Origin of the sequence: Thiolinea disciformis DSM 14473 (genome assembly GCF_000371925.1) — a bacterium.
GTDB classification, from domain to species: Bacteria; Pseudomonadota; Gammaproteobacteria; order Thiotrichales; family Thiotrichaceae; genus Thiolinea; species Thiolinea disciformis.
In genome coordinates, this window is sequence record NZ_AQVE01000011.1 from 85,514 (window position 1) to 104,417 (window position 18,904).

20 protein-coding genes and 2 pseudogenes are annotated in these 18,904 nt (G+C 39.8%); 2 read left to right on the plus strand and 20 right to left on the minus strand.

Annotation, left to right across the window (positions count from 1 at the left end):
* Positions 1-6 precede the first annotated feature (6 nt).
* From A3IE_RS0110370 to A3IE_RS21640, 18 genes and pseudogenes are all read right to left on the minus strand, one after another.
* Positions 7-564: a class I SAM-dependent methyltransferase gene (locus A3IE_RS0110370; RefSeq protein ID WP_020395555.1), complete on the minus strand. Its 558-nt coding sequence runs from the start codon at positions 562-564 to the stop codon at positions 7-9.
* On the minus strand, positions 561-2,375 hold the full coding sequence (locus A3IE_RS0110375; RefSeq protein ID WP_020395556.1) for an LIC12162 family transferase: 1,815 nt from the start codon (positions 2,373-2,375) through the stop codon (positions 561-563). Before A3IE_RS0110375 ends, A3IE_RS0110370 begins: the two co-directional genes overlap by 4 nt.
* Positions 2,376-2,402: 27 nt before the next feature.
* Positions 2,403-3,455 carry a pseudaminic acid synthase gene (pseI, locus tag A3IE_RS0110380; RefSeq protein WP_020395557.1) on the minus strand — a complete coding sequence of 351 codons (1,053 nt, stop codon included), beginning with the start codon at positions 3,453-3,455 and terminating at the stop codon, positions 2,403-2,405.
* A gap of 9 nt (positions 3,456-3,464) precedes the next feature.
* Positions 3,465-4,121, minus strand: a complete 657-nt coding sequence (locus A3IE_RS0110385; RefSeq protein WP_020395558.1) for an HAD family hydrolase — start codon at positions 4,119-4,121, stop codon at positions 3,465-3,467.
* Positions 4,118-6,034: an NAD-dependent epimerase/dehydratase family protein gene (locus tag A3IE_RS22040; RefSeq protein WP_020395559.1), complete on the minus strand. Its 1,917-nt coding sequence runs from the start codon at positions 6,032-6,034 to the stop codon at positions 4,118-4,120. The genes A3IE_RS0110385 and A3IE_RS22040 overlap by 4 nt, the downstream gene beginning before the upstream one ends.
* Positions 6,031-6,588, minus strand: a complete 558-nt coding sequence (locus tag A3IE_RS0110395; protein WP_211206820.1) for a GNAT family N-acetyltransferase — start codon at positions 6,586-6,588, stop codon at positions 6,031-6,033. The genes A3IE_RS22040 and A3IE_RS0110395 overlap by 4 nt, the downstream gene beginning before the upstream one ends.
* A gap of 11 nt (positions 6,589-6,599) precedes the next feature.
* On the minus strand, positions 6,600-7,352 hold the full coding sequence (locus A3IE_RS0110400) for a crotonobetainyl-CoA--carnitine CoA-transferase (RefSeq protein ID WP_020395561.1): 753 nt from the start codon (positions 7,350-7,352) through the stop codon (positions 6,600-6,602).
* A 5-nt stretch (positions 7,353-7,357) separates the two neighbouring features.
* The gene (locus tag A3IE_RS0110405) at positions 7,358-8,245 is read right to left on the minus strand and encodes a class I SAM-dependent methyltransferase (protein ID WP_020395562.1); all 888 of its coding nucleotides are present in this window, start codon (positions 8,243-8,245) and stop codon (positions 7,358-7,360) included.
* Between the two features lies 1 nt (position 8,246).
* Positions 8,247-8,945, minus strand: a complete 699-nt coding sequence (gene pseF, locus A3IE_RS0110410; protein WP_020395563.1) for a pseudaminic acid cytidylyltransferase — start codon at positions 8,943-8,945, stop codon at positions 8,247-8,249.
* Positions 8,942-10,108: a UDP-4-amino-4,6-dideoxy-N-acetyl-beta-L-altrosamine transaminase gene (gene pseC, locus A3IE_RS0110415; RefSeq protein WP_020395564.1), complete on the minus strand. Its 1,167-nt coding sequence runs from the start codon at positions 10,106-10,108 to the stop codon at positions 8,942-8,944. Before pseC ends, pseF begins: the two co-directional genes overlap by 4 nt.
* Positions 10,109-11,107 (minus strand): UDP-N-acetylglucosamine 4,6-dehydratase (inverting), encoded by a 999-nt coding sequence (gene pseB / locus A3IE_RS0110420; RefSeq protein ID WP_020395565.1) that lies wholly within the window; start codon positions 11,105-11,107, stop codon positions 10,109-10,111.
* Positions 11,100-12,920, minus strand: a complete 1,821-nt coding sequence (locus A3IE_RS0110425; RefSeq protein ID WP_020395566.1) for an ABC transporter ATP-binding protein — start codon at positions 12,918-12,920, stop codon at positions 11,100-11,102. The genes pseB and A3IE_RS0110425 overlap by 8 nt, the downstream gene beginning before the upstream one ends.
* Positions 12,921-12,930: 10 nt before the next feature.
* The gene (locus tag A3IE_RS0110430) at positions 12,931-13,950 is read right to left on the minus strand and encodes an NAD-dependent epimerase/dehydratase family protein (protein ID WP_020395567.1); all 1,020 of its coding nucleotides are present in this window, start codon (positions 13,948-13,950) and stop codon (positions 12,931-12,933) included.
* A gap of 3 nt (positions 13,951-13,953) precedes the next feature.
* Positions 13,954-15,234: a Vi polysaccharide biosynthesis UDP-N-acetylglucosamine C-6 dehydrogenase TviB gene (gene tviB / locus A3IE_RS0110435; protein WP_020395568.1), complete on the minus strand. Its 1,281-nt coding sequence runs from the start codon at positions 15,232-15,234 to the stop codon at positions 13,954-13,956.
* An 815-nt stretch (positions 15,235-16,049) separates the two neighbouring features.
* Positions 16,050-16,307, minus strand: a complete 258-nt coding sequence (locus tag A3IE_RS23380) for an ISAs1 family transposase (RefSeq protein ID WP_110721451.1) — start codon at positions 16,305-16,307, stop codon at positions 16,050-16,052.
* Positions 16,308-16,310: 3 nt separating this feature from the next.
* A pseudogene (locus A3IE_RS22050) lies at positions 16,311-16,856 on the minus strand (IS1 family transposase).
* Positions 16,832-16,966, minus strand: coding sequence for an IS1 family transposase (locus A3IE_RS23385; RefSeq protein ID WP_157832863.1), 135 nt, complete (start codon positions 16,964-16,966; stop codon positions 16,832-16,834). Before A3IE_RS23385 ends, A3IE_RS22050 begins: the two are co-directional and overlap by 25 nt.
* Complete coding sequence (locus tag A3IE_RS21640; RefSeq protein ID WP_083900621.1) at positions 16,935-17,180, minus strand: IS1-like element transposase; 246 nt, start codon at positions 17,178-17,180, stop codon at positions 16,935-16,937. The genes A3IE_RS23385 and A3IE_RS21640 overlap by 32 nt, the downstream gene beginning before the upstream one ends.
* Before the next feature lie 254 nt (positions 17,181-17,434).
* Here A3IE_RS21640 and A3IE_RS22485 point away from each other — a divergent pair, with 254 nt between their 5' ends.
* Positions 17,435-17,641 carry a hypothetical protein gene (locus tag A3IE_RS22485; protein ID WP_083900623.1) on the plus strand — a complete coding sequence of 69 codons (207 nt, stop codon included), beginning with the start codon at positions 17,435-17,437 and terminating at the stop codon, positions 17,639-17,641.
* Here A3IE_RS22485 and A3IE_RS22490 read toward each other — a convergent pair.
* Together A3IE_RS22490 and A3IE_RS23280 are read right to left on the minus strand one after the other, a co-directional pair.
* Positions 17,581-18,300, minus strand: a pseudogene (locus A3IE_RS22490) (IS1 family transposase). The gene A3IE_RS22485 and the pseudogene A3IE_RS22490 sit on opposite strands and share 61 nt — an antisense overlap.
* Positions 18,301-18,370: 70 nt before the next feature.
* On the minus strand, positions 18,371-18,493 hold the full coding sequence (locus A3IE_RS23280; protein WP_281167178.1) for a hypothetical protein: 123 nt from the start codon (positions 18,491-18,493) through the stop codon (positions 18,371-18,373).
* Between the two features lie 253 nt (positions 18,494-18,746).
* Between A3IE_RS23280 and A3IE_RS23390 the strand changes: the two genes are divergently transcribed.
* On the plus strand, positions 18,747-18,904 hold a 158-nt coding region (locus tag A3IE_RS23390; protein ID WP_020395574.1), incomplete at its 3' end, for an IS1/IS1595 family N-terminal zinc-binding domain-containing protein.

Sequence of the window (18,904 nt, forward strand, 5' to 3'; positions counted from 1 at the left end):
ACAGCTTTATTGCTTTACTAAGTAGTATGTAATGTCATCTAGTGGGTATAAGTGACTTAAATAAGACTCGTAGCGAGTTGGATATTTATTTGCAATTTTCACTATAATTCTTTTAAACCATTTATTTGTTAGTGTTTCATTGAAAACAATTTTTTCAACTAAAAACCTTGCTGATGTATAATCATAGCGTTGGCAAATAATATTTCGTGGATCATAGTAGGCAAAAGAATCTACTGTATAAAAGGTCTTATGAGTGGGGTCAATAAATGCCCATAGGGAGCGAAAATAAGGAACAATAACTTTAACTTTGCCTCCAGCTTTGGTAATGCGATAGATTTCTTCCATTACTCTCATCGGCTGTTCCAGGTGTTCTAGTACATTATCTAAGTAAATCTGATCAATTGAATTACTTTCAAATGGATAGGGGAAAATGTTTAAGTCATGAATAATATCAGCATTATGTCGGTCAGAATAGTCAACACCAATACTACCAGCTCTTTTTTTCTTGCCACATCCAAGATCAAGTATTTTGAGTTGAGGTAATTCTATTTGTGCTTTCATCATTGATTGATTTCACTCAATAAAATTTGTTTAATGGTTTTTTCAGGGTTATGGCTGGTTTTTGCATATCTGTCGCAGAATTGCCTCCTAGCATGTTGAATTTCACTTTGCATCCACCATTGATCAATATTGTTCCAGATTTCATTTATTTTTATCGCAATAGATGTTGGTGAAAAATGAATAATTCCAACATCAACTAATAATTGATAGTAGGGCTTGGCACTTTCCCGCAAATGTTCAAAGTCATTTTGCCAAAAAGCAAGTGTTGGAATATTTAATGCTAAAGTTTCCAGAATCCCTGTTGAATCATAACTATGAACGATTATTCTACTTTGAGAAACTAATTGATCGATTTTTCTATTTCCAGTGTCCACATTTAGTTTTTGATCAAATTCTTTCCATCTATTTATGTCATCCCATGTCTGATACTTATAACCTGAGTGCAATCGTATAGTCAGATTTTCTCTAATCGTTGAATCTAATTTCTTAACAAAATCTATTTGATCTAAAAAATATTCATTATATTCGCTGGTATTGTCCCATGTAGTGATACGATGGCCTAAAGGTAATTCTATTAATAATAATCCACCGTTTGGATTATAAGTATTTTTAATCTTCTTTGTTTTTTTCAATATGAAGGTAGGAATATGTTGTGGTAACCCATCTGTCCAACCCCAAGTTAGAAATTTTTTAGAGGTTACTTCTTCAATAGATGGATTTACGTAGCGATGAGTGCCATAGTTATTTCCATGTTGTCCTACAATATAAGGTATATTTATTTCAATCTTTTTTGCTACCCATAGTTTGAAGATTTCATCAGTATCGAAATTATTGCTTGTAAAAATAAATTTTGGATGATTAGGCCAGTATTGTTGTCTAGTTAAATGATCTAACTCTTGGAATGCTTCTAAATAACATATAGGTATTAATTGGAATAAAAGAGCTCGTATAATATATTCTAATTTGTCTTGTGTATTATTGTTTAATTGTGCGGCTAATTGTTCTCTTAGCAAAGAATTTACTTTAGTTGATGTGCTAAATGAAGATGATTGCCATGTGTGCGGAAACTGTCCAAAAGATAATTGAAGTTTAAGTTCTTTTTCTTTTGGAAGATAACTGTTTATAATAAATGCATCAGTTTCTTTAGTAAAAAGACGTTGACTTAATTTATTTGCTTTTTTGTAGACTGAAACAGCATATTTTTTTAAACTGAGTGATATAGGTTGAGTGCTTTGCTTAAAAAAAAAGGACTCTTCAGTATGATTTACATTAATGAAATTAATTGATATGTTTTTTATGTCCAAAAAATCTAATAAGTGCGCTGTTAAGATATTATTCCAATAAGAGTCGTTAAAGGACCATATTGCATCATAAGAGTTAGTTGTTGCTAAGGTATAATGATTTTTATTAAATGTTGTTATTCCTGAAACGTTATAATTCTGGAGACATTGCTCTAGTGTTTTAGTTCTATTAATTATCACGTTAATATAACGTCTTAACCAGTGGCCTAGTATAATTTTCCACGAACGTTGAGTGTAATGTGTATTGTGATATTGGTTAAGTATTACAGTAATTTGGGGCAGAATTTTATTTTCTATAGCTATCGCTTCAACATAGTCTTTATCTTTTTGCACTGGCTCCAAACCGTAGGGAGATGCAATAATCGCATTCATTGTTTGCCAGATTTTTTTTTTACTATGAAGCAAGCACCATTCTCCTAAAAATATTACAGGTCTATCAAATTTCCACGTTTTTTCATCCGCAGTGCAAATTAAATGTCTAGGAATATTATCGTTTGAAGGTTTAGCAAGCATTTATGTGATATTTCATCTGTCTATAAGTTATTGCAACATTGCCCAAGATACGGGAGTGTTTCTTTTTATATTATCTGTGATTTTTTTACCTAATATTTCAGTTAGATATTTAGGAGCTAAACCAAACCCTGGTCTGACACTTCTCACACATTCTTCGGTAATTATTTCTCCCGCTTCCATATCCTTGACAAAATATAAAGAACGTCTAAACTTAACGTTTCCTTGTTCACTAGATTTCATTCCATAATCTACTTGCCCTAACGCTTCCCAAGCTGTTTTAGTGTCCCGACACAATGCGGCTAATTCCTGTGGCTCTAGCGAGAAGCTGTCATCGGGACCGCCACCGTTACGGTCAAGTGTCACATGCTTTTCAATGATTGAAGCGCCCAAAGCAATACTGGTAACTGCTGTTGTGTTATCAATTGTGTGATCTGAAAGCCCTGTGACTAATCCAAAACGTTGAATCATGTCAGGTATTGTTCGTAAATTATAATCAGACGCTGGGGCAGGGTAACCACTAACACAATGCAAAATAGCGAGTTCTATACATCCACCTTCTCGTGCTGCTTCAATCGCTTCTTGTATTTCCTCTGCATCTGCCATACCTGTTGAGATTATTATGGGTTTACCTGTGCTAGCAGCATATTTAATTAATGGAAGGTCAACTGCCTCAAATGACGCAATTTTGTAAGCAGGTGCATTCAGGTCTTCCAGTAGATCAATTGCCGTATTATCAAAGGGGGAGCTAAAAATAGTAATGCCTAATCGATAAGCATAGTCGAATAAGGGTTTATGCCAGTCCCATGGAAGATGGGCTTCCTTATAAAGATCATAAAGTGTTCGGCCATCCCATAGGCCTCCAAAAACTTTGAATTCGTCAGTATCACAATTGAGCGTAATTGTATCTGGTCGATAAGTTTGAAGTTTAATAGCAGACGCTCCTGCATTTTTTGCTTTATCTATGATTTTAAAGGCTCTATCAATAGAGCCATTGTGGTTAGCTGATATTTCAGCAATTATATAAGGTGGGCAGTTTGCACCGATGGTTGTACCATCAATAATAATGTTAGGTATTTTCATAATGTGGCTTCATTTTAAGACAGAAGGAAGATCAGCAATTTTCTGTATCTGAAGTTTGGCATCAAAACCAGGTTTGGCTATGACTTTACTGTGTTCACCAGTCAAAACTCGGACAGTTAATACTCCAAGATGGTTAAGATTAACAAAATCTTTGGCTGGATTATCTCCGATATAGGCCATATCAGACCATTCACATTTTTCTAGTTTACGGATAAGGTCAAAGCAATAAATAGATGGTTTAGCATGCTTTATACTGTAGCGATGTGTGATAAAAATTTTTCTAAAGAATGGTTCAATTGCCAAAGCCTGAATTTTGTTAGCCTGAACATTTTTATTACCATCAGTAACCAGATAAAGATGACGAGCATTGTAGTCTTCTAAAATTTTTTTTGCTTCAGGAAATAATTGTATATTTGGTTTATGCTGACGATACTTTTGTAAACAATGTTGTACTAATTTCTTTGAAAAGCAGTTTTTGCTGTTAAGCAATTCATTGAACACAGAACCACGACCTTGCATTTTAAGTGTATCCATCATTATCTTAAGGCTCAGGCTTTCGTCCCACCCATAGTGCATCCTAAGCATTTCTGCTACTGCTTGAAAACCACTTTCCACGAACGTGTGTTCTGGATAAAGCGTATCATCAAGGTCAAATATTAAAATCATGCGGTAAAATGTAAATCAGATGGAATACGTACCTGTTTGATTTCGCTTGAAATGCGTGTGAAAGGGTAATCGTCTACATTAACGCTCAGAGACTCTAATAATGACCAATAAAGACTATCTAGTCCAGCAGCAATAGCAGTAGTTGAAGCGCCACCAAAACGTGCGTTACATTCTATAATTTGTAATTGATTTTGTTTTGTAATTATGGCCTGTAACACTACTGGACCTGAGAGCTTTAATGTTTCTAGTACTTTAATTACCATTATTTCGATGTTTACGTCACGAAAAGTCGTCGTAACTTGAGATTCACCATTAGTTACTAGTTCACGCCTACGCAGAATAACACCTTTAACTTTATGGTTTCTATTTAACCAAGCGTCAACACTAATTTCTATCCCTTCTATATAGGGCTGAATTATACCTTGATCCAATTTTTGTAAATATGCTTGTGCAGCTTTTCTATCTAAATTAATACCAATAGACCGACTACCTGAACCAAAGCGCTCTTTGACAACATAAGCTGTTGCAGTTACTGACTCAATATTTGTTTCTGTTGGGATAAATGGAAGTGCGTGAGATTTTCCAAAATTTGCAAATGCTAATTTGTCAATACATGTTTCCAAAGAGGCTTCGGATGCAACTATTACTTGAATGCCAGCTTCAGCGAAAACTGAGGAAGATTTGGCCCAGAACAGTAACTCGCCATCACGAGTAGGTAAAATAGTAGTTATTCCTCTTTCTTTGCAACCTTGTATAAGTTCAGCGAGGTAAACTTCTTTCGTAGGTGGCATACACCAGAAATCATCCGCCACATGGCATGAAAGTGCAATGGTCGACAAATCACCAGCTATAACTTTAGCATCAGGATGTACTTTACGAGCCGAACGCTGCATTGCCTGTATGAGCGGGATTTTTCGTGAAGCACTACTAACTAAAATGATAGGAATTTTTGGATTTGCATATAGCGATTCTTCAATTCGTTTACGCTCAAACTCGATTATTTTAGGAATAGCAGTTTCTAGTGTATAAGAAGGCAACCAGCCAATTTGATTTAAATAATGGCTCATATCTGCTTGAGATGCTTCAAAAGGAATTTCTGATTCAACCTCATTAATTTTTATATCTGGAAAGTGCTGTTTCAATATATTTAAGACATCCTGAACTTGTCGTGATTTACCTGTTCCAAGATTAATGATTCCATCCACTTCATTATTTTCTGCCAGTCGAATTAAACCCTCAGCAGAGTCACCAGCATAAATGTAGTCAAAAATCCCTTCAGGACGATATACAGTGAGAGCTTTTTTTTGCAGTAAATCACGTATCCAACGTGAGATAATATCACGTGAGTTGCAACCATACCCACGATAAATTCTAGCACAGATGGTAGTAAATTGTTTAGATTTAAATTGATTAATAAAGCGAAGCTCGATTTCATGGCTTAGTTTAGCCATACCTGTTAAATTCCGAGGTAGAATCGAGTCCGATTCTTTTAGTGATCGGATTTGAGTGTGCGCTTTATTGAATTGGTAAAGCCTTGGATCATAGATCAAATAGCTAGATGCAAATACAACGCGACGTAATGAGGGAAAATCCTTTACAAGAGTCATCAGGTAGTGACTGAGACGTACGTTGTGCCAAAAATTCTCTTCCCAAAATTCGTAGCTTTCTGCACTACGTTCGAATGTAGCTGCTAAATGTATGAAGATTTCAGGTTGAAATTGTGCTAATTCATCGCTTGTCATCGTGTTAAGATCACCTTGTCGATAAATTACATCACTAGTAAAAGTATTTGGACGAAATTTAAGGTCTCCTACCATAACAATTGCACCGCGCATAATCAAACGCGGGACTATCTCAAGACCAATAACACCAGCACCACCACTGACAAAAATATGTTTACCTCTGATACTCATTTAGTTAGACACCCATGAAGAATTGAATCAATAAAGTGGTCATTAATTCTGATATTATCACGTAAAACCCCTTCTCTTATAAAACTATTAGCCTCTAATATGGATATATGAAGAGGACGAATATTATAGGTTTCGGTAAACAATCGATGTAGTTTTAGATCCTCAAAAGCCAATTGCTTTATTAGAAATAAAAAATTAGAAAAGCAAGTAGTATAAACTAAACTATCTTTCACTTTTTCAGGTGAAAGCAAAAACGAAACCTCTGATCTAGAATCCTCCCAATTAATGTGTACTAGACCACCATAGCCAATAAGTTGATGAGCCTGCTCTAGGCCAAGTAAGATGTTGGGAGGCTTAGGGTGTGCCATCGTAGGCCAAATATTCTGTTCGTAATAGTCCACTTGTTGTTGGACGTCGATAGGATTTTTCTGTCTTAGCACATCCATTTGAGCGTTACGCCACTGTCTTATAGATTCAATGTCTGTGGGTTGAACAGCGCGCAGCTCAAAGTTTCCTATTGATAATTGTGGGCGCGGCATTACTGCGTAACGCATGGGATAGAAACTCATTCTATTATTAAATAAGATGTTAGTGGACTCATTGGATCTCGCCGTATTGCATAACGCGATAAACCTAATACTTCACGTAAAGCGATAGTTTCACCTGGAAATTCAGGTGTGTTAAGCTCATCGAATGCTAAAACACTGCCTTTTGTTAAATGTGGCAAGATAGCTTTCAGACAATCATGAGTTGGTTGATAAATATCAAAATCAAAATACGCAAGTGCCACAATAGTTTCAGGATTATTTTTGAGATATTCTGGCAAAGTTACTGTTGCATCACCTTTAACGAGAGCATATTTTTTTTTATGTGGGATTGGAGCGTTTTGATTATGGAAATCCAAAATTTCATCTAATTCGTCAGGCCATCCGTCAATGACTCCATAATCTCCTGGCTGGACTCCTCCTCCATCTTGTGATTCTACCGAAGGAAAACCAGTAAAAGTATCGAATCCAATAATCTTTCGATTATAGTTGAATGGCTCGTGTATACCCCTCAGTGCCGAAAATAATGCTAAATTTTGCCCCCAGCGCACCCCGAATTCCATTACAACACCATGCACAGGCACTATCATTTGATAAATTCTTTGCATAAAGTTTATTCGAGAGAGTGTTTGCCGAGTTAAATATAAACCGATGTTGTCCAGTAATTCACTATCAGGTATTTGAGATGCACGCAAACGATTAACAAGAGTTTGTTTTCTTTTAATCTCTGATTGAGTTGAGCCTACAACTGTTCTGATATCTGTATTTTTCATATTGCTTAATCTGCTTGTAAAAAAATAGTTAAATTTCTCCCAATACCAAGCTTGGCCATCGCAGAATAAAATTCATTGGATATTTCGGCTCCTTGTACATGAATAAGATTTTCAATTTGAACTCTGGCTTGGTGAGATAGTTTGCCAAGTTCTTTATTTTTAATGTAATTCGAGTTTTGATTAAACAAAAACCAATCTATGGGGAAGTCTGCTAGCATTTCTAAACATTTCCACCCCGCGGCTGTAGTGGTTGCAGGTAAGGAAATGTGATTAAAGTAGGACAGGTGATCTGGTAGTGCTACCCAAAACTCTTTATCAATATAACCCAACTCGAGTGCTTTTTGTTGGATGATAGAAAAATCATTAGGTACTGTGATAACAGCAATTCCATCTATTTCCAGCAAGGATTTTAGTGATTGAAGTAGTTTAATTGGTTCTAGTACATGCTCAAGAACATTTTGAAGCCAGACAACATGGTATTTATTACCTGCACTAATTTCTTCATCTAATAGTATAAAAATATCACCAGTTTGAAGGGTATCACGGCATTCAGGATTTTGAGAGTCAATGCCAGAGGAACTAAAATCAATTCCTTTTACTATCCAGCCTTGTTTGCGAAAATAAGCAAGGGCAAAACCTTCGCCACAGCCTACATCTAAAAGCCTTGTTGCTTGTTGCTTGTTGCTTGTTTTTATTTTCTCTTTAATTATTAAATATTTTTGCTCAAGTTTAGCATTAAATAACGCTAATTCATCAGTGCTGTAAGTGTGCTGATAACTTCCTAATGCATCTTGATAATATTTCTTAGCATAATAATCAGTTAGTTCTTGTTGCGATGGTTTTTGACTGACCTCCCAAAAACCAAGCTCATTTTTTTTGAGCTTATCTATCATTTTATATAGCCCTCATATTGTGGACGGCTTTAAACATAAATTCCGCTCTAATCCAGTCTTCTTGCGTATCAATGTCTTGTACCAAATATCTAGGTAAGACGAGAGGATAAGAATTGGATAAAAAAACAGGCTTTTCTTCTAACCATGCTTTTCTATTTCCCCAGTAAAATTGACCTGCGTCGTGGTAAGCTTGTTCTAAATCCTGAGATCGAGTTTGAAAATGTTCAGGCGTAAACATCCTTACTATACCATTCGGCTGGACGGTAATAGCACGTTGAATAGGAAATGCATAACTAGTGACAGAGAAAACGTAATCGGCTTTTTGTTGTTGTATTAAACTTAGACCGTTTTGCAAAGCATCGACAGAAATAAAAGGGGCTGTAGCATAAATGCAGCATACCAAATCAGGTATAATTTGGTTAAGCTCCAACCACTCAATGGCATGTTTAACTACAGGAATTGTCCCAGTAAAATCATCTGCTAACTTAGCAGGACGAAAAAAGGGTACTTCTGCGCCAAAGCTTAATGCAACTGCGGCGATTTCTTTATCATCTGTGGAAACAATTACCCGATCAAAACAGCCACTTTGTAACGCTGCTTCAATTGACCATGCGATCATCTGCTTGCCACAAAAATCTTTAATATTTTTTCGTGGTATTCGTTTACTACCCCCACGTGCTGGAATAATAGCTACATTCATTTTGATAAAATAGCTGTTAGTGTAGAGCAAACATATTCTTGTTGCTCATTAGTCATGCTTGAAAACATAGGTAGGCTAATTGCCTCTTGATAATAACGCTCTGCTTGAGGAAAAGTTCCTTGCTTAAATCCTATTGCCTGATAATAAGGCTGTGTATGTACTGGGATATAGTGCAGATTGACTCCAATACCTTGTTGGCGTAGTGCATCAAATACTTCGCGATGCGTTAATTTAATAACATCCAGTTGCAAACGTATTACATAAAGGTGTAAACCAGAATGACTATCTGGATGTTGCCAAGGCAAAGTAATCGGGAGATGTGCTAATAGTTCATCATAATGTTGTGCCAGCTCGTGTCGTCGTTGTACAAAGTTATCCAAACGCTGCATTTGACTAAGCCCCAATGCGGCTTGCATGTCTGTCATGCGGTAGTTGAAACCTAAATCAATTTGTTGATAGTACCAAGCTCCATCAGGTTCATGTGTCATCTGTTTTGTATCTCGAGTGATACCATGACTACGCAATAACATCATTCTTTCTGCTAACGCAGTGTTATTGGTAAGTGTCATTCCGCCTTCAGCTGTAGTAATGATTTTGACGGGATGAAAGCTGAAAATAGTTATATCACTATAAAGACCATTGCCAATAGGTTGTCCTTGGTATTTGCCTCCGATAGCATGGGAGGCATCTTCAATAATCCGAAAGCCATATTCTTGGCTTAATTGGTGAATCTGTTCCATTTCGCAAGGTTGTCCGCATAAATGTACGGGAATCACCACCTTAGGTAAGCAATTTTTTTGACGAGCTTGCTCTAATTTTATTTGTAATTGGTCAACACTCAAATTATAAGTGCGAGAATCTATATCAACAAAATCTACACTTGCCCCGCAATACAATGCACAATTTGCACTTGCAACAAAAGTAATTGGGCTAGTCCAAACTATATCACCTTCGCCCACTCCCAATGCTAAACAAGCAATATGTAAAGCAGAGGTAGCACTATTCACCGCGATAGCGTGTTTTGCCCCACAATAATGACTTACTGCTTCTTCAAAAGCTGGAACAGCAGGTCCCTGTGTAAGAAAATCAGAGCGTAATACCTCAACAACTGTCTGAATATCAGCTTCGCTAATATCTTGCCGACCATAAGGAATAAAACTCATTTATATGTTTCCAATTTTATGCTGATTTAGAATAATCCACTGCTTTAGGGTGTCAATGCTCATCCATTCGGTATTACTGTTACTTTCATACACAAAATCTTCGGGTACTTTTATGCCATCTTTGATCCGATCAGGGTCATTACTCCAGTTATGAATTGCGGGTAGTATTTTGAAATGATCAGTGTACTGATAGGTATGATAAGCATCTTCAGCACTGATCATTTGTTCATGTAGTTTTTCACCGGGTCGAATGCCTATTATCTGTTGTGCGGCGTCAGGTGCAATGGTACGAGCAACATCTGTAACTTTCATCGATGGAATCTTTTTAACGTAAATTTCACCACCCACCATATCCTCAAAAGCGTGCCATACAAGCTCTACACCTTGCTCTAGGGTAATCATGAAACGGGTCATGCGAGCATCAGTAATGGGCAAAACACCCTTATCGGCGACTGATAGGAAAAATGGAATAACAGAACCCCGTGAACCCATCACATTACCGTAACGCACCACCGCAAAACGTGTATGTTTACCGCCGCTGTAAGAATTACCCGCCACAAATAATTTATCTGAAGCTAGCTTGGTTGCCCCATATAAATTAGCAGGACTACTGGCTTTATCCGTAGAAAGTGAGACAACCCGTTTCACACCTTTATCAATGCAGGCATCAATCAAGTTCATTGCACCATTGATATTTGTCTTAACACACTCAAAGGGATTATATTCTGCAGTTGGTACAATTTTAGTCGCTGCTGCGTGAACCACATAGTCCACGCCATCTAAGGCACGATATAGACGGTCTTTATCGCGTACATCGCCAATGAAGAATCGTACTCGTTCATCACCTTGAAATAATTTTGCCATTTCCCATTGTTTCATTTCATCGCGGGAATAAATAATAATTTTTTTTGGTGTATATTTGGCGAGGGTCATTGGAATGAATGTATGACCAAATGAACCAGTGCCGCCGGTGACTAGGATGGATGAGTTTCTAAGCATAACTTTGTTGTTCCTTAGCATTTGACTGAGTATTGATAGAGTCGCTAATGATTGTTTGGTAACTGCCTATACGTTTGATATGCCCATCACCCAACTCCACAATCTGTGTGCAGTTTTTTAGGGTTGTCAACCTATGTGCAATAACAATAAGGGTCAGGTCTTTGCTAAGATTTTCAATTGCCTGCATGACAGCCTGTTCTGTATCTGTGTCCAGTGCACTAGTGGCTTCATCAAACACAATAACGTCTGCTTGTTTATACAGAGCGCGGGCAATACCAATTCGTTGCCGTTGACCACCAGATAAGCGGATACCACGTTCACCTACAAAGGTTTGGTATTGCTTGGGCCAACTTTCTATACTTACAGCGATTTGTGCTTGTTGTGCAGCTAACAGCACACGTTGATGATCAATTTGGTTTTTGGGAACTCCGAAGGCAATATTCTCCGCTACCGTGCTGTCTGCTAAAAAAATACTCTGTGGTACATGGGCAATGTGTTGTTGCCAAGCCCGCTGATTTTCTGGAGTAATCAGTTGCCCATCAATAGCTAATACTCCTTCTGTAGGTTCTAATAAACCCATAATTATATCAATCAATGTACTTTTGCCGCTGCCAGTTGCACCAATAAAACCGATACGGCTGCCTTTATAAATGTTTAAATTAATATCCCGTAGTACCCAAGGTGTTGCCGTACTATAGCGAAATGCCAAGTGCTGAAGTTGAATATGGCGTTGGAAAGTTAAAGCTTGGCGGATAGGATAGTTAGCATGAGTTGGAAGTGGTTGGCCTAATAAAGCTAATGTATCTTGTAATGAAATTTGTCCGCCACGGATTTGTGACCAAGCTCCATAAGCTTGTTGTAGTACAGGTAAAAGACGTTGAGCTCCTAACGCTAAAGCACCTAGCACTGGAATCGCTTGAGCGATGCCATCCTCTTTTTGGGCTAATGAATAGGCTAGTAATGCGATTAACAACATTCCTAATGCTTCCATACCAAAGCGAGGACTACTACTAATAAAAAGGTTATTGCCTTGGGCACGACGTAGCGGTAGGTCTGCATTACGATAAACCTGGCAATAAGTTGCCTGATTTCCATCAATCAGCACATCGCGAATACCCCCCAGCCCTTCTTGTAATGATTTAATGACTTGGGTAGATTCGTGAGCGATACGTTGGCTTCCTGTTAGTAGATGTTTACGAGTCACGCGAATAATAAAAGCGTAAATCAAACCAAATCCTCCAAACGTGATCAGTGCAATCTTTGGATCGACCAACATCAGTGCAACTAGGATCACAACTAACATAATGCTGGAACTAATTAATGTTAAGATAGGGACAATAGTTTGATAGATAACCTGATTGGCTTTCGTTGAGATTCCCGTAATGACTTCGCTGCTATTACGTGCACAATGCACTGCATAGGGTTGGTAAAGGGTACGACGATAAATGTTTATACTTAAATCAGCCCCTGTTGCGAAAGATAAACGAGTGCTTGCCCACAATAGTGTCAAACGCATGATTCCAGCAATGACCGCAGCTAGTCCGAAAGCAATAGTCAGTGGTAATAATAACTGTTCGGGTTTACTTAAACCTAAGGCTTGAACAAAAGGTTGAGCAGTTGCATGTCCAAAGACCTGTTCGGGTGCAGTTAGCACACCAAGAAATGGTAAAACAGCTCCAATACTAATGATTTCAGCAAAAGAGCTTAACACCATCAGCACCACTAAGAGGCTAAACTGTCGACGACGACGTGAGTTGATATGTTGCCACAAACAAATAATTAACGACTGAATAGTGTTTGGATCAGTTCGCATTAGTAATTCTCTATGCTAAGTACCAATTTATAGCTATTTTTAAACCTTCATCGATGTGATGGCTGGGTATATAACCTAGTAACTGCGCAGATTTACTGACATCAGCTAGTGAGTGCCTTACGTCTCCAGCTCTGAAATCTACATAGATCGGCTCAAATGCTTGCAAATGTGCAAAATAGGGCAATAAGTGCTTATGTAAATACCAAAATAGTTCGTTTAGCGTAGTACGCTTACCTACAGCCACATTAAAAACCTGATTCGCTGCATCAGGATTTTCAGCTGTCGCTGCTAATAAATTTGCCTGTACCGCATTGTCGATATAACAAAAATCTCGGCTAGTTTGACCATCACCATTAATATAAACAGGCTCATTTCTAATCATACTAGCAATCCACTTGGGGATAACGGCTGCATAAGCTCCATTTGGGTCTTGGCGTTTACCAAATACGTTGAAATAGCGCAAACCTATTGCATTTAAACCATAAAAGCGAGCAAATACATCTGCATATAACTCGTTGACGTATTTAGTAACAGCATATGGTGATAAAGGTTTGCCAATATTTTCTTCAACCTTGGGCAGTGCTGGGTGATCCCCATATGTGGAGCTAGAAGCGGCATACACAAAACGCTTTACTTGTGCATCTCGTGCTGCTACCAACATATTTAGAAACCCGTCAATATTGGTACTATTAGTAGTGATAGGATCTGCTAATGATCGCGGAACACTTCCCAGTGCCGCTTCATGTAATACATAATCCACATCCTTACATGCTCTCTGACAATCGCTCAATTTACGGATATCACCCTTGATAAATCGAAAATTTGCCCATTGTTTGCTATTGACAAGGCTTTGTACCTGATCAAGATTACGCTGGTGTCCTGTGGCGAAATTATCAAGTCCAACTACCTGCTGATTGAGTTTAAGTAAAGCTTCGAGCAAGTTAGATCCAATAAACCCAGCGACTCCTGTAATCAACCATGTTTTAGATTGCGAGGGCAGGGTCGAGCATAATATTTCATATGGAGTCATCGGTTAAAGCCTTAAATCCGATGCGTTGATAGGGAATACATATTTGACGTCATACATGACGTGATCGGCCTTACCCAAGGCGCGGATCATTTCTATTCCCATTGCTTTAAATTGCTGATGTGCAACTGCTAAAATAATTGCGTCATACGTATTCTTTTGTAATTCAATAATGGGAGTTATATTATACTCATGCTGTGCCTCGACTACTGAGATCCACGGATCATAGACATCTGCTTCAATACCGTATTCGTAAAGCTCTTTCAAAATGTCTATTACACGAGTATTGCGCAAATCCGGACAGTTTTCTTTAAAGGCTAGACCCATTACTAGAATCCTTGCACCCTCAACTTGGATGCGTTTTTTCAGCATTGCTTTGACCAGTTGTGATACAATATAAACTCCCATGCTATCATTAATACGCCGCCCTGCCAGAATTACCTCAGGGTGATACCCTAAAGATTGCGCTTTATGTGTTAAATAATATGGGTCAACCCCGATGCAATGCCCGCCGACTAAACCAGGGCGGAAGGGGAGGAAATTCCACTTAGTCCCTGCAGCTAATAACACCGATTCTGTATCAATGCCCATGCGATTAAAGATTACTGCCAGTTCATTGATTAACGCAATATTCAAATCACGTTGTGTGTTCTCAATAACCTTGGCAGCTTCGGCAACCTTAATGCTAGGGGCTTTGTGTGTGCCAGCGGTGATAACGCGTTGATAGAGAGCATCCACAAAATCAGCCACTTCAGGAATGGAACCGGATGTTATCTTTTTGATAGTAGGCAGACGGTGCGTTTTGTCACCGGGATTGATCCGCTCTGGTGAGTACCCGGCAAAGAAATCAACATTAAAGATCAGACCAGATACCTGTTCAATCACAGGAATGCAATCTTCCTCTGTGGCTCCAGGATAGACAGTGGACTCATAAATTACTATATCCCCACTTTTGATGATTTTACCAATACTTTCGCTTGCTTTGATTAATGGCGCTAGATCAGGACGCTTGTGTGCATCTATAGGGGTTGGTACTGTTACGATAAAGATATTAGCATCTCGTAAATCGCCCAGTTGTGAGGTATAGATTAAGTGTTTGGTCGATTGTAATTCTTCTGGAGTGATCTCTAGTGTATGGTCATTACCACCTTGAAGCTCTTTAATTCGAGACTGATTAATATCAAAGCCGATAGTTGGCATTATTTTGCCAAATTCAACAGCTAAAGGCAGGCCGACATAACCTAGGCCCATAATAGCAAGAGTTGATTTTTCAATTGTTTTTAGCATGAATTTATCCAAATTTTTAGAGCTAATTTAGAGATATGAGACAAACCATGTAGTACATGGAGGCTATGTGTGGATTCATAAAATGCTGAGGGGTTTATCAAATCGTGCAAAGAGTCGCCAATAATATTTAATCTTACTGAAAAGGCATTTGATTAGATGTCACTTACCATGTCTGATACGATTACCTAGGCCGTAATGCGTCGCCCTAAGACGGGGCTAGGGCTTGCAGGCTTTCTTTACTGTTTAAGTATAATCCACGAAGGCTTAAGCATCTTATCTTTATATCGGTAATCAAGGTATTCAACATGCACGAATACATTAAACCAATGCGCTTAAGTAATAGTAGATGCAGGGCAATTGCTTGAAAAAATCACGCCTGATTTCGCAAGACCTACTCCAAAAAATCAATCGACCCAGCCGCCTGTTTGCGCCTGACTTTTAGGCTGGTTTTGCCAGATACTGGTCGTAGTAGGTTGGTGATGATATGCCGCACGATGGCCATGTTATGAGCACCATGCCCCACACGGACACGCGCGTAGTCTTCCTTGATAAGACATCTAGCACCCAGTGCAGCTTTTTCAATGCCCCAATGAGAGCGAACTGCGTATAATGCGGCACTTCGCGGTCATAGCGAGGCTCGTGATATAATAGCGATAATCGGTGGTTGATTTTCCTCGCTGCCCTACTGTACGGGTCACTTCGACAATAGCTGCTAGCCCTGCCCACGGAGCACGCGACTCCAGCCATTCGACCTTGGTACACAGGCGACAACGGCGTTGTTCTAGTCGCCCATGATCTTTTTCAACGGTGGTATACTAGTCTAGGGTGAAGGTGTATGTGTGGGGCGTGTGCTGGAAAAAGGTACGAATAGCGTCGTACAGCGTGCGTTGATTGCCTTTCACCGCCAACAGGTAATCACCCCCTGCCTGAGTGATCTTCTGAGCAATGGACTGTTGTGTGCCCATCGTATCCAGAGTAATTAAGCTACCGTGGAGGTTCAACCCTTTAAACAAGGCGGGAATCGCGATGATTTCATTCGACTTCGCCTTGGTGGCTTCTTGGCCTAAGACCAGACGCTACTCACTTGCCCAGGCCGATACTAGATGTAAGGCCTCTTGCTCCGCTCTGTCACTGCGCCTTGAGGTCTTACCATCAATGGCAATGATATCGGCTTCACGGCTGCTTAGGGTATTCACCCAGTCCACAAACCTCTCACTGAACGCCTGAGTATCCAGAGCATTCATCACATCATTTTTTTCAAGCGATGACCCTAGCGTTAGTCGGTTATGCTTTAGAAGAGTTGAAAAAATTCTATTAATAAACTCGCCGATAAACTTGTCGTGCATCTCGAGGGATTTGGAAAAGCATAAGATCTTACGAGCCAGACATTTGATGCGAGTGCGGAAGTTGATATTTTGCCGTTCAATCGACTGAGTATAGCGTTTAGTGCTCAAAGGCTTCTCAGCAGGTAAGTGGCGCTGATAGCCCTCTCAGCCATCGGTACAATAAAGCCGAATCTTGAAGACACTCAACAACGCTAGTAAGCGCTTTAATGTATCATCCTTACGCGTACCGAGCTCATATGCCAACACCGTTTTCAGGTGGGGTACGACGCAGGCCATAACCAGCGCGGCTGCTTTTTATGACCCATATAAGACCACTGCTCATCCATTTCACACACGAGCTCAACCTCATGGCATTCAGCTAGGGCTTGAATTGGCAGGGGATTCACGGTGGCCGGTTTTAATTTTTTTTAAGTGAGCGATTACCGTAGTGATACTCACGCCTAACACCCAACTGGTGTCACGGACACTGCTGCCGTTCATCGCCAGTTGGATAATCTTTTCGGGAGTACCGGCTTTGTTACCTTCATAACAGTAAGCCACTTGGAAACTGTGTTGGCAGCTTCGACATCGATAACGGGGCTCGCCAGCGGGCATATCCATGTTTTTAGACTAGGTTCTGTTGACATTTATAGATAGAGTTTGCTAAAAACAAATGATTTCAGCGTGTTATGACGAATCGCTATGTGTTAACAGATAAGCAATGGCTTATCTTATATGATCTGCTTCTCCAACATCCACGGGTGTATGTGGGTAATCCAGAGCGCTGTCGCTTATTCCTGCAGGCGGTGTTGTGGATCCTGCGGTCGGGCAGTCAGTGACAGAGTTTACCGCGTGAGTACGGTCACTGGAATAGTGTGTTTAAACGGTATAATCGTTGGGCGGCGATGGGTGTATGGGCTACCTTATTTCAGGCCATTCAAGTAGAGCCTGACTATCAAGAAGGCGGTATCAATAGTACCGTGGTGCGGGCACATGCCTGTGCAGCGGGACAAAAAAAGGGTCATGCTTTAGAAGAGTTGAAGAACATGCGATTAATGAATTCCCCAATGACCTTGTCGTGAACCTCGATGGATTTGGAAAAGCATAAGGTCTTGCGAGCCAAGCGTTTGAGGCGGGTGCGGAAGTTGAGATTTTGCCGCTCAATGGACTGGGTATAGCGTTTAGTGATCAGATGCTTATCAGCGGGTAAGTGGCGCTGATAGCCCTCCCACCCATCGGTGCAATACAACCGAATCTTGAAGACACTCAACAACGCGAGTAAGCGCTTTAAGGTTTCATCCCCTCGTGCGCCCAGCGCATAAGCCAGCACCGTTTTCAGATGGGGTTGCCACGCCTACCACAGCCAGCGTGTTGCTGTTTATGCCCCACATACGACCACTGCTCATCCATTTCACACACCCGCTCAACTTCATGATGTTCCAGCACGGCTTGAAACGATTGTGGATTGACGTGGACAGGTTTTAATTTTTTTTAAGTGAGCGATCACCGTGGTTATACTCACGCCTAATACCCGACTGGTAGCGCGCACACCACTCCCATTCATCGCCATGGCGATGATTTTTTCGAGAGTACCTGCTTTGTTACCTTCATAACGATAAGCCACTTGGAAACTGCGTAGACAGACTCGACAACGGTAGCGAGGTTCACCACTACGAGCACGACCATGTTTGTAGATTAATTCACTTTGACAGTAACGACATTTCACTGCAAGCGTTGCCATCGCTTTATCCTATTAGGATCTTAGAGGGGAAGCTACAGGGTCGCGCAAATCCATTTCAACTTCAACTCTTCTAAATCATGACCAGGTTATTAATCGTGAGCAAATGTGACAATAGATCCCAGAAGGTCTTACGACTAATGCCCAGTACCCGTTTGAACTGAATATCGGTCAAGGTAAGAGTTGGTGTGTTCATACCCCTATTGTAACCACTACTACACCTTTGGCACTCTCCATAAGCATTAGTGGTGCTTAATTCTTGATTATATAAAAGAGGTCTAATGAGAATTTTTGAAATTTATGCCAAAATTAAAGCTACCGCCCTACCAGTTGCTGAAAACAGTATATAAAACAAAACTCAAACAAAAAATGGTCGTGATTTAAGGGAGTTGAAAACGCTTTGATGGAGCTTTATCGTTAAAGGCATTTGATCTGAGGAAGAGGTGTGTATGGCCACCGTACCAGTCGACTGCCGCTACTGTCAAAGTGCATCGATTTACAAACACGGCTATGCGCGTAGTGGTGAACCGCGTTACCGCTGCCGTGATTGCCAACGTAGTTTTCAACTTTACTATCATAATGTGGGCAACCGCGACGGTATTCCCGA